Below are 13,287 nucleotides of genomic sequence, written 5' to 3' on the forward strand. Positions count from 1 at the left end.
CATGCAACCCATTATATGGCAGGCATTATTATGGCCGGCAACTGAATATTTTACGCTGCAGGAAAGTGGAACGGGAAAACTCGCCACAGGTTGTATCAACGGAGTAAGAGATCAACAACCATTTTGTATTCATTATAAAATAGAGATCACCGCATCGTGGCAGGTGTCGTCCTTTCATATTAAACAGGAAGGGCTCACGCCAACAGAACTAAAGCTCACTTCAGACCTGCATGGTCATTGGTTTGATAAAGATAATAACCACATCGACGCCTTTGATAACTGCATCGACATTGATATTTCACTGACTCCTTTTACCAATACACTGCCCGTGAAAAGACTGCAGTTTGAATTACAGGAAAGTAAACTGCTGGATATGCTGTACATCAACCTCCCGGAATTTGAACTGCAGAAAGTACAGCAACGCTATACCCGCACCGGCCAGCATGAATACCTGTATGATAATGTATCCACAGATTTCACGGCAGTACTGCCCTTTGATGAAAATGATATTGTGAAAGATTATCCCGGGATCTTCCAACGCATTACTTATTAAAGAGCAACGCTGTTTCACGGACCAGCTCCGCAAAAATATCTGCGGTACTCCAGGCACGCGCTTTTCCGGCTGCCTGCCCGGCCCACATATTTACAAATGCAGGATTATCCAATTCCCTGGCTACTTTACGGATGGGCTGCGTTAACGCATCCTGGTAAGGATATTCGCTGATGGGTAGTCCGGATGCTTCTATTTCTGTGATCAGGGTATTGCGGACACCTCTTGCCCAACGACCGGATAATGCACGGGTAAGCAGTGTATCCGTATCCGTTATATCCGCCAATGCCGCTTTATGCGCCGGTGTGGCAAGACTTTCATGCGCCCTGAGGAACAGGCTTCCCAATTGAACACCGGCCGCGCCCAGCATTTTTGCGGCGGCTACTCCCCTGCCATCCATTATTCCCCCGGCGGCAATAACGGGTACGTGTACACGATCTACGATCTGTGGCACCAGTGCAAGCGTGCCTACCTGCGGCAGCTTTCCCGGCAGGAATGACCCGCGGTGACCACCGGCTTCAATGCCCTGTGCAATTACCACATCCGCGCCGGCCGAAGCAAGTACGGTCGCTTCTTCCACCGAGGTGGCTGTTCCCATCAGCAGCACATGATGCTCTTTCAGCAACCGGAACCCGGCTTCATCAGGCATACCAAATGTAAAGCTCACATATTTTATACCGGCTGCCAGGATAACCGGCAGCTGGTCTCTCCATGAATAAAAAGGTACTTCGTCGAAATTTACCGGTGCAGCGGCAAGCCTGTTGGCGCCATACAGGAATTGCAGGAACTCCTGCATATCTTCAAATGTTTTCCGGTCGTAATGCTCCGCAGGCTCATAAACAAAGAGGTTCACGGCAAACGGTTGTTGTGTTAATCCCTTTACCTCCCGGATCAGTGCTGTTATTTTTTCAGGTGGGAGTCCGCCTACCGGTAAGGACCCCATTCCGCCGATATTGCTCACGGCGGCTACCATAGCAGGTGTGGTAATTCCCAGCATGGGCGCCTGTATCAGCGGGTAAATGATCCCCAGCATACGGGTCAGTTCATTCTTCCATTGCATGACACAAAGGTTTAGTACTATAAATTTACGGAATGAAGGGGTTTCCTGCGCATGATTTTAGCGGAAGTTCAGCACCGTAGGTGCGCGCAGTGCAGATACATCAAAGCGGAAATCAACGATCGTGGTTATTTCCAGCATCAGCTTCTTCATGGGGGCCGGCGCATTGGGATAATAGTAGCCGGAAACTTTGATAGTGTTCAGTGAGAGGTTTTCATTACGTACCCGGAAACCGCCTCCCAGTCCCAGGTAAACCGGGTTGCGGAGCAGGTCATCACTTTTGTTGGTGATCATGGATGCCTGTAGCGCCGTAAAGAAATTGAATTTGAAACCGAGAAATTTCAGGGGGCTGTAGTACACGGTTTCTGATCCCAGGTTCAGGCGCTGAAAGCCATTGATCATGGTATTCCTGTACCCCCATATGCCGTACTCCATATTGATGTTGAGCGGCTTATTAAAAAACGGGTTAGGGCTGTTGAGGTAATCGATGTTAAGGAACTGCCGGAACCGCGATTTGCGGATATTCAGCAACCGGCTGTAATATTCCAGGCGGGCGTGTATTACGCCGTCTTCCCAGGCGTTGTTGAGCCAGAAGGTGCTAAGACCGATCGTAGAATTAAAAAGGCCCTGGTTCCTGGTGGTCCAGAATTTCTGTGCTTCAATGCCGGTGTAGATCCTTCTCCGGTCTTTCCAGCTTTCCCAACCGCTGGTGGCGCTGACATTGTATCCCAGGGGAATATCCTCCGTACGGCCAAAGCCAAAAAAGTAGTGGGCTTTAAAGTAATCGATGCGGTAAGCCTGTAGTTCTGCCAGGTACAGGCGGTGATTATTATAAACGGGATCGTCTTTATACCTTATCTGGTCCGGCTTTCGCTGAAAAGATAAATTATAGTGCCTGGCCAGTACCGCGAAATTGGGCTTTTTCCCGATGGTGCCGTCGTGTTTATAGTTGTTGATGAAGTTATAGCCGATCCACCCGTCTATCACGGAATATACATAGTCGCGGTAAACACTGTCGCCGGTTTCCGGTAACGATCCGCGGATATTAATGGACCAGTTCTTTGACAATGCAAAACCGCCCACCAGTTTGGCAGAGTTGCGGTACAGCGGTTTATTGAAATTAATAAACACCGCTCCTTCGAAGGCATTGGTATCCAGCTGGGCGTAGTTATTCAGGGTGGTATAGCCGAGGCTCATATCTATGAAAGATCCCAGCACGTTGTATTTTGTATACCTCACTTCCGTGTTCCAGGTGGGCGAATAGTCCGAGCGCCACTGCATACCAACTCTAAGGCCCTGTCCTGCCCCAAACAGGTCGTTGTTGGATACACTGGCCCTGATGTCTTTTGCGCTGAACTGTGAAATGTCTACGCCATATTCAAAGAGATCTTTTGTCACCACTTCCACGTCGATGGAATCGCCGGTGGCGTTTTTTACATACAAACGGGCATCCTGTATAAACGGCCGGTTACGGAGGTAACGTTCATTGTCGGCCATTTCAAAGGGTTCCAGCGGTTGATTTTCCCGGAAGAACAGTGACTGCCGGATCACCCACTCCCTGGAATCGTAGTGCATACGGTTGGCCAGGTGGATTAGCTTCATGCTGGTGGTGAAGGTGGTATCGTTGATATTACGCGGACCGAAAACCTTTACTTTCCTATAGTAGATATTTCTGATCACTTTGCCCGCAAAGGGGGTAAAATACGCCTCACTTTTGATAATGGTGCTGTCGTTATCATTGGATTCCACCGGAACATCCTGTTTGGTAATGCGTTTTATGAGCGATTGGCGGTACTCTTTATTGCGCATGGAATCGCGGTATTCCCCGATTTTTTTGAAGAGGCCACTACTTTTATGGGGGATAGTGTCCGCTGCAAGCGGGAACTGTTGGCCTTCTGCGTATAAACAGACAGGACTATGCAGGCCAATCAGCCAGCATAAGACAGTTAGTGTAGGCCATATTTTAAAATAATTCCTCAAATCTAGCAGCAGGTAACAAGTATATCGAAAAAAAATGAATTAGTAACAACCGCAATTATTGTACTTACCGGAATGATAATTGTGTAAAATTGAACGGATTACCTGGAAAAGTGTTACAAATATTAATTGTTCACCTTAAAGTTTTCGTTATGTTACGCTGGGCACTCATCTTTTTTATTGTAGCTATTATCGCAGCTGTATTTGGTTTTGGAGGTATCGCCGCCGGAGCAGCATCTATCGCCAAGATCCTCTTTTACATCTTCCTGGTGTTATTTGCTATTTCTTTACTGACAGGATTGCTGCGGAAATAAATACCGGTCATTTGCTTTTAGCTTTTAGTAAACGGTGTGATCAACATCTTTCTAAAAGCTAAAAGCAAAAATTACTTCATGATGCTGGTTTCCCAGCCATCATATTCTGCATTCACCTGCTGGGCCAGTTCCCAAAGGCTCATTACCACACTGTCGATGGTGGCCTCACTGGCTTTGTCGGAGCGGGAAATACATAATTTATAGGGAAACTCAGGGTTGTCTGTTTTTTCTTCTCTGGCCAGTGCAAAACCATTTTCCTTAATATGCTCCCAGTAAGCAATTTTATCTTCCTCTGTTCTGAAGTGGATCCAATGCTCGATGATACGCTCTTTTTCTGAGGCATCCCCGTGCTGGCGCAGCATACGAAGTACCTTCCTGTTTTGAATGCGCTGAAATTCGTATACATCAGGAAAGAGAAAATCAAAATATAGTTCCCAGTTATTATCTTCCTTTACGCCGTAGTCGTAGCGGTAATCAGGAAAATTAACCATTGCATCCGCAATGAATTTATCATGCAGCAATGTGGTGCCTGAATAAAAGTAAAAATCGCGTACGCCATTTGAAAAGGTGCGGCCTACAAAATGCGCATCCAGTTTGGTTTGCAGTTGCTCCACCAAACTGTCCTCAATTTCACCCATGACGGCAAATTCATCGTTCTGCGGGAATCCGTCCTCACGTGGATTGTTAAGATATACTGTTATATATATGGCATTCGGCTTTTCCTTTAATGGCGCAAATCGTCTCAGATCAAGGTCAAGGCCTATTACTGCTGGACTTTCTTCAATATGGCACGTATAAATATCCCAGTCCGGTCGGTAATCCTTATGCATATAAAAAAATTAAAATAACGCAACAGCTGGCTGTAAAGATACGTAGCTCTGTAATACAATGGAAACGATAAACTTGTATTGACCTCTTTTTTATCCACAAAATTTAGCGTATGCTATGCGTTGGCCTCCACTCAATTATGCCGGTTAAAAACCAGGCTTAACACTAATTAACACTTGTGGTATTTTCTCTGCATATTCCTACAACCGCCTACCACAAGGAATCCTGCGCGATTCTGTAGTTGAAACAGCGGACTGTAAAGGGTTCTAACCAACCTTTCATCCTAAAAACAGGCGATTCTTCATTCATAAAAGGTAATTTTACAGGGCTATAAATTGTTGGAAGCTATTATGAGAAAAATTGTATCGTTAATTACAGGCTGGCTGTTATTGTTTTGTATTACTGCTGTGGCGCAACAACCGGGTGGGAAAGCCGCCTCCGCCAGCATGGGCGTCATCTACGGCAAACTGCTGGATGCACAAACCGGCAAACCTATTGAGTACGCATCTGTAGCGCTGCTGCGCCCCGACTCTTCCGTGCAGACAGGCATGCTCTCCAAAACCAATGGGGACTTCAGTTTCGAGAATATTGCGCTGAGTAAATATATCCTGAAGATTAACTTTATCGGTTATGAAACCGTTTATAAAGCTACGGTGCTGTCTGACAAAACCAGCACCGTAGACATTGGTAATATCAAACTGAAAGCGAATGTAAAATCACTCGCCGCTGTGAATGTAGTGGGCGAGAAACCGGCCTTTACAATGGCTATCGATAAAAGAGTATTTAATGTAGAAAAGAACCTGGCCAGTATCGGCGGTACCGCTACAGATGTATTGAAACAGGTACCTTCTGTGAATGTGGACATCGACGGAAATGTAACCGTGCGCAATGGCGCCCCTACCATCTTCATTGATGGCCGCCCCTCTACCCTCACACTGGACCAGATCCCCGCAGACGCTATTCAGAATATTGAAGTGGTCACCAACCCTTCCGCCAAATATGACGCAGAAGGCATGAGCGGGATCCTCAACATTGTGCTGAAGAAAAATAAGAAAGCAGGTATCAACGGCGCTGTAAACGCCGGCGTAACTTCCCTCGGCAGCACCAACGGCGGTATCGACTTCAACCTGCGCCAGGAGAAGTTCAACTTCTTTATAAATTATAATTTCCGTAACCGCAAATCACCCATGACCAGCCGCCTTTTCCGTAAGAACCTGGGCGCCGATACCACCTCGTATACGGAACAGCTGGAAGACGGTGACTTCTACCGGAAATTCCAGACCGGCCGCATCGGGTTCGACTGGTTCATCGATAACCGTAATACCATCACGATTTCTGAAAACATCACCGGCGGTAATTTCAACCGGTATAATAATCAGATATTAAATGAACTGGACGACAAGCAGCAGAAAGTACGCTATGGTACAGGGATCAACAATACACTGAACGGATTCCGCAACTACACTACACAATTAGGCTACAAGCATACGTTTGCCAAAGAAGGTGAAGAGCTGACGGCGGATTTCACCTATAATTATGCTACCGGCGACAACAGTTCCAATTACTCCCTGCAGTATTTTGATCTTTCCGGTCAGCCGGTTTATGATCCTAAAAAGCCGGAACTACGCTATGGCAGCGGAGAAGGAACCACTAAATATATGACTGCCCAGGTGGATTATGTAAAACCGCTGACAGAAAAATCCAAAATTGAAATGGGGCTGCGCAGCAACACCCGTCAGTTTGATAATTTTACCAATACCTACGGCCAGAATTATCCATCCGGCGATTTCTCACTGGATACGGCACTCTCCAATAGTTATCATTATCAGGAACAGATCAACGCGGGTTATGTAAGCTACACCGGCGCCAAAGATAATTTCGGCTACCAGGTTGGTTTAAGAGCAGAGCAATCGAACTACGACGGAGAAACAAGACTGGGGCAGAAATCTTCCTATAAGATCAATTATCCCATCAGCCTGTTCCCAAGCATTTTCCTGTCGCAGAAATTTAAAGGCGATCATGAGCTGCAACTGAACTATAGCCGCCGCATCCGCCGGCCGTGGTTCCGCGACCTGCTGCCCACCATCGACTACAGCGGGCAAAGTGCCAGCACCGGTAATCCGCAGCTGAAACCGGAGTTCACCAACTCCTTTGAATTATCTTACCTGAAAGACATTGCACATAAACACAACCTGCTGGTATCCGTATACTACCGCAATACCAATAATGCCATCACTGATTTTTATGTAGATACCACCCTGAACCTGAACGGGCAGGACCAACACGTATTACTCTCCTATCCTATTAATGCCAGCACCCGGAATTCATATGGCGCGGAGTTTACGCTGAGAAGTCAGCTTACAGAAATATGGGACCTGACCACCAACATAAACCTGGCGCAAACAAAGATCGACGCCACCAGCAATGGCAGCAATCTTTCTAACCAGGGTCTTACCTGGTTTGGTAAATTGAACAGCAACACTAAGCTGCCGTGGAACCTCACCCTCCAGGTGAGCGCCGAATATGAATCCAAACAGATCCTGCCACAGGGCGAAAGAGAGCCTAAATGGTCGGCCGATGCCGCCATTAAAAAGGACCTGCTTAAAAATAAAGCATTGTCTATTTCTCTCGGGATCGCCGACATATTCAATACCGATCGCAATCTTACCTATACTACCACCAGCTTCTCCGAGCAGGAAAATTACCGCAAACGCGCCACCCGTGAGCTGAGGCTCAATGCTACCTGGCGCTTTGGCAAAATGGACACGCATCTCTTTAAAAGAAAGAATAACAAGTCCAAAGAAAGCAATAACGGAGAAATGGGTGGAGGCGATAATTTTTAATTCGTATTTTGTCGTTTGTAAACGACACTTATGGATTCTATTTATCATACTATTACCCTGCGGTTCCTTGCTGAACCATCAGACGTAAATTTCGGCGGGAAAGTACATGGTGGCTCTGTTATGAAATGGATTGACCAGGCAGGTTATACTTGTGCAGCCAATTGGAGCGGGCAATACGCCGTTACCGTATATGTGGGGGGTATCCGTTTTTTTAAACCAATCTCCATCGGCGACCTGGTGGAGATAGATGCGAAAATCATTTATACCGGCAATACCAGCATGCATATTTCTATTGATGTATTTGCGGGTAATCCGCGCCAGCAGCAGAAATCAAAAACCACGCACTGCGTAATGGTTTTTGCAGCCGTGGATGATCACGGCAAAACCGTACCGGTTCCTAAATGGACGCCACAAACTGCCAATGAAATAAGTATGGAAGGCTATGCAAAGAAACTAATGGATCTGCGCAAAGATATTGATGAGGAAATGCGCCCGTATATGTAGCTGCAGATGCTGTGATTATCCACAGGGATAATCACAGCATTCAACATTTAACTTGCAAACTGCATATCGCTCAATGTCCGGTACAAGCCATCCAGTCCTATTAACTCGCTGTGTGTACCTTCTTCCACAATATGCCCTTTGTCTAATACAATTATTTTATCGGCCTGGCGTACAGTAGCCAGCCTGTGAGCGATTACGATGGAGGTCCGGCCTTCCATCAGCTTGTCCAGCGCGTCCTGCACCAGTTTTTCCGATTCAGAGTCCAATGCGGAAGTAGCTTCATCCAGTATCAGGATGCGGGGATTTTTCAATACCGCCCTTGCGATGGCGATACGTTGCCGCTGTCCGCCGGAGAGTTGTATTCCCCTTTCTCCCACCACCGTTTGCAGACCTAACGGGAACCGCTGTATGAATTCCCAGGCATTGGCCTTTTTCGCGGCTTCCTCCATTTCTTCCGGAGTGGCGCCAGGCTTGCCATAGGCAATATTTTCTGCAATGGTGCCGCCGAAAAGGAACACATCCTGGGGCACTACCGCCATTTGTGAACGGAGCTGCGACAGTGGAAATGCAGTGCTTTCCTTGCCATCAAAGAGAATGCTGCCGCTTACCGGATCGTATAGGCGTAGCAGTAAGGACACGACCGTACTTTTCCCGGCGCCGCTGGGGCCAACCAATGCCACCTTCTGATCGGCATACACATCAAAGGAAACATCGTTCATGATGGTAAGATCCGGACGGGAAGGATAATGAAAAGACACATTGCGGAAGCTGATTTGCCCGTCCAGCTGGTTTTCCGGCGCAATGGCCGTTACGGGGGTAATATCTTCCGCAGGTTCATCCAATATTTCCAGCAGGTGTTCTGTAGCGCCAATGCTCTTCTGCAGGTTAGTATATACTTCTGCAAGCCCCGCAATAGATCCGCCGATAAACAGGGAGTACAGCACAAACGACAGGAGGTCGGCCGTAGGCATACCGATGGAAACGCCTCTCCAGATAACAGCTACCAGTGCGCCAAAGATCCCCATGATGATAAAGGATGAGAAGGCCCCGCGGAATTTCCCGCTTTTCATACCGAGCCTGGCTGCTTCATTGGTGCGTTGCCGGTAGCGGGCAATTTCAAAAAATTCATTCGCAAAAGCCTTTACGTTCAAAACGCCCTGCAATGTTTCCTCCACCACGGTGTTGGAAGCAGCTACCTGTTCCTGTACCTGTTTGGAAAAGCGACGGATAAATTTGCCGAAAACCACGGCGGCTACCATCATCAGCGGCAAAATAGCCAGCATAAAAATGGTCAGGTGCGGCGAGGTGATTAATAAAATAACCACACCTCCGATGATGATGATCATCTGCCGGATAAACTCTGCCAGGGTGGTGGTAAAAGTTTCCTGTAACAGGGAAATATCAGAGGAAATACGGCTGCTAAGCTCTCCCACCCTTCTTTCCAGGAAAAATTTCATCGGCAGGCGGATCAGGTGACTATAAATAGTTTGACGAAGCGTGGCCAGTGTTTTTTCTGTTACATTAACGAATAACACAATGCGAAAGAAAGAGAAAATGGCCTGGGCCACCAGTACACCGATCAGCAGTACGCCGGCTTTGTTCATGCCATTAAACAGGTGTTCATTGCTTTTCGGATCTACCAGGTTACCCAATAGTTTCGGGAAGGCCAATCCGGCTAAACTTGAAATCAGGAGAAAAACAAGACCTAACGAAAACTCAGGCCAGTAGGGTTTTACATAACGGAACAGACGGAATGTTTTTTTCAGAGCGGCTACCTTAATGGGTTGCTTTACCGCCGGGGTTGTGGTGTCGTTTTGCATTCGGATATTGTCTTTATTAATAGAGGTAGACGAAACGTATCCAAATATATTGTAAAAAGCGGGATAAAATCTATAATGCCTCCGGGGGATCGCTTTCCGTTGCAGGAAAACAAATACCAGAGGCATTATAAGTACGGCTAAGGCCGTGGTCTGTTTTTGGATGAATCGCCGGTGCCAGTCCCAAAGCGGGATGAATCTTCCCCTGGATTGATGGCTCCCGGAGGCGCCTGTGCCGCAGGCACAGTGTCTTGTTGTATCATACCGGCCGTGTCTGTGGTGTTTACCGTTGAATCAGTCCCGGACTTATTACCGTTTCCGCATGCAGCGAGCATGAATGCCGATATACCTGCCAGCATGAGCATGTGTGTTACTTTCATAAACTGAGTGTTTAAGGGTGAGGTAATGCGGTTATATCAGTTAACAAAGCGTCCTCCTTAAACAGGTGTAGCAGTTTATAAGCGGGTTGAATCCGGTTTGGTTTTAGCAGTATCTACTGGTATAACACTGGTGCTGTCTACTGAAGGCATGGATACAGCGGCGGAATCGGCTTCCTTGCTGGCCTCCTTTGAACTGTTACAGGCAAAGAGAAAAAAACTCAGGATACCGGTTAAACAAAGTACCACGCATGATTTATAGAAAAAGGCTTCCATCGTTGTGTTTTTTTATAATGATAGATTGTATTTTATAACAGACATTAAAGCAAGCAGTTCAATATCCTGTTACAATTGTTAAAGGAAAGAATTGTGCCAACACGTACATTTGCAGGTATATATTTTCAGATGATGAAAGATGTATTGCATATCATAGAAGAAGACCAGATACTGAAAGTGCTGATAGCATTGGTGATGGGTGCATTATTGGGTCTTGAAAGAGAATATAAACGAAAGGCCGCAGGCATGCGTACCATGACGTTGATATGCATGAGCAGCACCGTATTCACGATACTTTCTGCTGAATTGGGATATCCCCATTCGGCAGACCGTGTAGCCTCCAATATCCTCACGGGCGTGGGTTTCATTGGGGCCGGCGTTATTTTCAAAGGGGATTACAGCATAGATGGCATTACTACAGCAGCATCTATCTGGATTGCTGCCGCCATAGGAATGGCCGTTGGTATGAGCCAGTACCTGCTGGCCGCTTCAGCCCTTGCCGGTGCGCTGATTGTATTGATTGTACTGGAATTTGTAGAAAGAAAAATTGCGGACATAAATGTTAAACGTTATTACACAATTTTTTTTCATGAAGAAAAATTTCCACATATAGAGGTTGAAAATATCCTACAGGGATTTAATCTGAAGTATAAAAGAATGATGATAATAAGAAAGGAACATATTGTGGAAGTGAATTACGCGGTGCGGGGCAGCCACGAAAAAATGGAGCAGTTTGATAATTTCCTGTTGACGAATAGCAACATCTCCCAATACGAGATACAGGCCAACCCATCGTAAGATCTTTAATTGAATTATTATGCCATCATATGCAGATCTGCCTTTACATTACGGCCAGGTTCCACCTTGGCTGGCAAAGCGGATGAGCCTTTTGGGCGGCGCTATTGTAGAGGCTATTGTGACAGACTACGGTAAAGGAGAAGTGATCAGAAAACTCAGCGATCCCTGCTGGTTCCAGGCGCTGGGCTGCGTGTTGGGTATGGACTGGCACTCGTCAGGCATTACCACCAGCGTAATGGGCGCCCTGAAAAAAGCAATCAATCCCCGTTCTGCTGAACTGGGTATCTATATCTGCGGCGGTAAAGGCCGCCACAGTAAACAAACGCCTGCGGAACTCACCGTCATTGCCAACAAAACCGGCTTACCCGGCGACCAGCTCGTGTACAGCAGCAAACTCACCGCTAAAGTGGATAACACCGCCGTCCAGGATGGCTTTCAGCTGTACCTGCATTCCTTCATTTTATCGGATGAAGGCGAATGGGCGGTAGTACAACAGGGCATGAATGATGCGAGCAGTATGGCAAGGCGCTATCACTGGCATTCGTCGGCCTTTCAATCGTATACGGAAGCACCCCATACTTTTATCTACGGACGTAACCAGGGCAGGATCCTCAACCTCACCGATTTAGAGGCCGGTACTACCAAAGCCGGGATCCTTCAGCTTACAAAAGAAAAACCGGTGCACCTGCTGCCGGAAATACGCAACCTCGTAATGCCTTCCCATCATGATGTGAGAGCAGAAAACGTAAACCTGAAAAGATTGGGAAGCGTGCTGGCCCTGGCGCACGATACCAGTCCCGCTGATTTTGAAACCCTTCTGATGCTGGAAGGCGTAGGCCCCAGAACGCTGCAGTCGCTTACGCTGGTGAGTGAAGTAATTCACGGCACGCCTTCCCGGTTTGAGGACCCCGCCCGCTTTTCGTTTGCACACGGCGGCAAGGATGGTCACCCTTTCCCGGTACCCACCCGGATCTATGACGAAACCATTCATACCCTGAAAGAAGCGCTGCAAAAAGCTAAGATCGGGGAATCAGATAAGAAGGATGCCATCAGAAAGCTGTCGGTACTTTCGCAGCAGATTGAAAAAGATTTTGAACCAAATACCAATTTTGAAAACGTAATAGAACAGGAACGCCGCGATTCCTGGAAATACGGCGGCAGAACCGTTTTCGGGAAAGCTGTAAAACCATCGGCACCCAAAAGCGGCGACCAGTTAACCCTTTTCTGAGCAGAAGATAAATAACGGAATCCATGATCGATTACAACACACTTACCGTTCCGGAAGCCACCATCATACAAAAGGAATTAAAAGATTCAGTAAAGATAACACCGTACAACGGCCCGTTAAACTATGTGGCCGGAGCAGATATTTCTTTCAATAAATTCAGCACTACCGTGTACGCCGGTATTGTAATGCTGGAATTTCCTTCGCTGAAACCGGTTGGCTATAGTCTTGTAAAAAAAGAGGTACTATTCCCTTACGTTCCCGGGTTCCTTGCCTTCCGGGAAGTACCCGCATTGCTGGACGCCTGGGCGCAACTGCCGGTAAAACCGGATATCCTGGTGGTAGATGGTCATGGTATTGCGCATCCGCGCCGCATGGGTATCGCCAGTCATTTTGGAGTGCTCACACAACAACCTTCCATCGGCAGCGCGAAGAAGAAGTTATTTGGTATTTATGAAGAACCGGGTATAGAAAAAGGCAGCTATACACCGTTAACGGATAAACAGGGGCAACAGCTGGGTAATGTGCTCCGGAGTAAAAGCAAAGTGGCGCCTATTTTCGTGTCGCCCGGACATTTGATAGATATTCCGGGCAGTACAGCAGTCCTGATGCAATGCATAAAAGGCTACCGTTTACCCGAACCAACGCGACTGGCGCATAACGCGGTTAACCAATTCCGGACAAACATAATTTCTGAAGGATGGACCAGTCTTTGAATAAG

General features: G+C 47.1%; 13 protein-coding genes. 7 read left to right on the forward strand and 6 right to left on the reverse strand.

What is annotated here, in order from left to right; genetic code table 11:
* Nucleotide 1 precedes the first annotated feature (1 nt).
* Nucleotides 2-553, forward strand: coding sequence for a putative glycolipid-binding domain-containing protein (locus V7S65_RS08575; protein WP_336388542.1), 552 nt, complete (start codon nt 2-4; stop codon nt 551-553).
* On the opposite strand, the gene V7S65_RS08580 is transcribed toward V7S65_RS08575, so the two are convergent.
* Nucleotides 543-1,610, reverse strand: a complete 1,068-nt coding sequence (locus tag V7S65_RS08580) for an NAD(P)H-dependent flavin oxidoreductase (protein WP_336388541.1) — start codon at nt 1,608-1,610, stop codon at nt 543-545. The genes V7S65_RS08575 and V7S65_RS08580 overlap by 11 nt on opposite strands.
* A 57-nt stretch (nt 1,611-1,667) precedes the next feature.
* Nucleotides 1,668-3,416, reverse strand: coding sequence for a hypothetical protein (locus V7S65_RS08585; protein ID WP_079471906.1), 1,749 nt, complete (start codon nt 3,414-3,416; stop codon nt 1,668-1,670).
* 320 nt (nt 3,417-3,736) lie between these two features.
* Between V7S65_RS08585 and V7S65_RS08590 the strand changes: the two genes are divergently transcribed.
* The gene (locus V7S65_RS08590) at nt 3,737-3,898 is read left to right on the forward strand and encodes a DUF1328 domain-containing protein (protein WP_079471907.1); all 162 of its coding nucleotides are present in this window, start codon (nt 3,737-3,739) and stop codon (nt 3,896-3,898) included.
* 71 nt (nt 3,899-3,969) lie between these two features.
* On the opposite strand, the gene V7S65_RS08595 is transcribed toward V7S65_RS08590, so the two are convergent.
* The gene (locus tag V7S65_RS08595; RefSeq protein WP_079471908.1) at nt 3,970-4,728 is read right to left on the reverse strand and encodes a DUF695 domain-containing protein; all 759 of its coding nucleotides are present in this window, start codon (nt 4,726-4,728) and stop codon (nt 3,970-3,972) included.
* Nucleotides 4,729-5,076: 348 nt separating this feature from the next.
* Between V7S65_RS08595 and V7S65_RS08600 the strand changes: the two genes are divergently transcribed.
* Nucleotides 5,077-7,569, forward strand: coding sequence for an outer membrane beta-barrel family protein (locus V7S65_RS08600; protein WP_111578195.1), 2,493 nt, complete (start codon nt 5,077-5,079; stop codon nt 7,567-7,569).
* Between the two features lie 30 nt (nt 7,570-7,599).
* Complete coding sequence (locus V7S65_RS08605) at nt 7,600-8,073, forward strand: acyl-CoA thioesterase (RefSeq protein ID WP_079471910.1); 474 nt, start codon at nt 7,600-7,602, stop codon at nt 8,071-8,073.
* Nucleotides 8,074-8,120: 47 nt separating this feature from the next.
* Here V7S65_RS08605 and V7S65_RS08610 read toward each other — a convergent pair whose 3' ends face one another.
* The 3 genes from V7S65_RS08610 to V7S65_RS08620 all read right to left on the reverse strand — a co-directional run bounded on the left by V7S65_RS08610 (nt 8,121) and on the right by V7S65_RS08620 (nt 10,543).
* Nucleotides 8,121-9,893, reverse strand: a complete 1,773-nt coding sequence (locus V7S65_RS08610; RefSeq protein WP_336388540.1) for an ABC transporter ATP-binding protein — start codon at nt 9,891-9,893, stop codon at nt 8,121-8,123.
* 137 nt (nt 9,894-10,030) lie between these two features.
* Nucleotides 10,031-10,270, reverse strand: a complete 240-nt coding sequence (locus tag V7S65_RS08615) for a hypothetical protein (protein WP_079471911.1) — start codon at nt 10,268-10,270, stop codon at nt 10,031-10,033.
* 75 nt (nt 10,271-10,345) lie between these two features.
* Nucleotides 10,346-10,543 (reverse strand): hypothetical protein, encoded by a 198-nt coding sequence (locus V7S65_RS08620; RefSeq protein WP_079471912.1) that lies wholly within the window; start codon nt 10,541-10,543, stop codon nt 10,346-10,348.
* A 129-nt stretch (nt 10,544-10,672) separates the two neighbouring features.
* Between V7S65_RS08620 and V7S65_RS08625 the strand changes: the two genes are divergently transcribed.
* The 3 genes from V7S65_RS08625 to nfi are packed head-to-tail and all read left to right on the forward strand — an operon-like array spanning nt 10,673 to nt 13,282.
* Nucleotides 10,673-11,341, forward strand: a complete 669-nt coding sequence (locus V7S65_RS08625; protein ID WP_336388539.1) for an MgtC/SapB family protein — start codon at nt 10,673-10,675, stop codon at nt 11,339-11,341.
* Between the two features lie 19 nt (nt 11,342-11,360).
* Entirely contained in the window at nt 11,361-12,569 is a 1,209-nt protein-coding gene (locus V7S65_RS08630; RefSeq protein ID WP_336388538.1) for a DUF763 domain-containing protein, read from the forward strand.
* A 23-nt stretch (nt 12,570-12,592) separates the two neighbouring features.
* Nucleotides 12,593-13,282: a deoxyribonuclease V gene (nfi, locus tag V7S65_RS08635; RefSeq protein ID WP_336388537.1), complete on the forward strand. Its 690-nt coding sequence runs from the start codon at nt 12,593-12,595 to the stop codon at nt 13,280-13,282.
* The last annotated feature ends 5 nt before the right edge of the window (nt 13,283-13,287 follow it).

The organism is Chitinophaga sp. CCNWYY40, from assembly GCF_037483205.1.
GTDB classification, from domain to species: Bacteria; Bacteroidota; Bacteroidia; order Chitinophagales; family Chitinophagaceae; genus Chitinophaga; species Chitinophaga ginsengisegetis.

What these genes read in the sequence shown, in the direction of transcription:
- V7S65_RS08630 (WP_336388538.1), top strand. Translation starts at nt 11,361, where the DNA reads ATGCCATCATATGCAGATCTGCCTTTACATTACGGCCAGGTTCCACCT.
- V7S65_RS08585 (WP_079471906.1), bottom strand. Translation starts at nt 3,416, where the DNA reads ATGCGCAATAAAGAGTACCGCCAATCGCTCATAAAACGCATTACCAAA.
- V7S65_RS08610 (WP_336388540.1), bottom strand. Translation starts at nt 9,893, where the DNA reads ATGCAAAACGACACCACAACCCCGGCGGTAAAGCAACCCATTAAGGTA.
- V7S65_RS08600 (WP_111578195.1), top strand. Translation starts at nt 5,077, where the DNA reads ATGAGAAAAATTGTATCGTTAATTACAGGCTGGCTGTTATTGTTTTGT.
- V7S65_RS08580 (WP_336388541.1), bottom strand. Translation starts at nt 1,610, where the DNA reads ATGCAATGGAAGAATGAACTGACCCGTATGCTGGGGATCATTTACCCG.
- V7S65_RS08615 (WP_079471911.1), bottom strand. Translation starts at nt 10,270, where the DNA reads ATGAAAGTAACACACATGCTCATGCTGGCAGGTATATCGGCATTCATG.
- V7S65_RS08590 (WP_079471907.1), top strand. Translation starts at nt 3,737, where the DNA reads ATGTTACGCTGGGCACTCATCTTTTTTATTGTAGCTATTATCGCAGCT.
- V7S65_RS08575 (WP_336388542.1), top strand. Translation starts at nt 2, where the DNA reads ATGCAACCCATTATATGGCAGGCATTATTATGGCCGGCAACTGAATAT.
- V7S65_RS08620 (WP_079471912.1), bottom strand. Translation starts at nt 10,543, where the DNA reads ATGGAAGCCTTTTTCTATAAATCATGCGTGGTACTTTGTTTAACCGGT.
- V7S65_RS08595 (WP_079471908.1), bottom strand. Translation starts at nt 4,728, where the DNA reads ATGCATAAGGATTACCGACCGGACTGGGATATTTATACGTGCCATATT.
- V7S65_RS08625 (WP_336388539.1), top strand. Translation starts at nt 10,673, where the DNA reads ATGATGAAAGATGTATTGCATATCATAGAAGAAGACCAGATACTGAAA.
- V7S65_RS08605 (WP_079471910.1), top strand. Translation starts at nt 7,600, where the DNA reads ATGGATTCTATTTATCATACTATTACCCTGCGGTTCCTTGCTGAACCA.
- nfi (WP_336388537.1), top strand. Translation starts at nt 12,593, where the DNA reads ATGATCGATTACAACACACTTACCGTTCCGGAAGCCACCATCATACAA.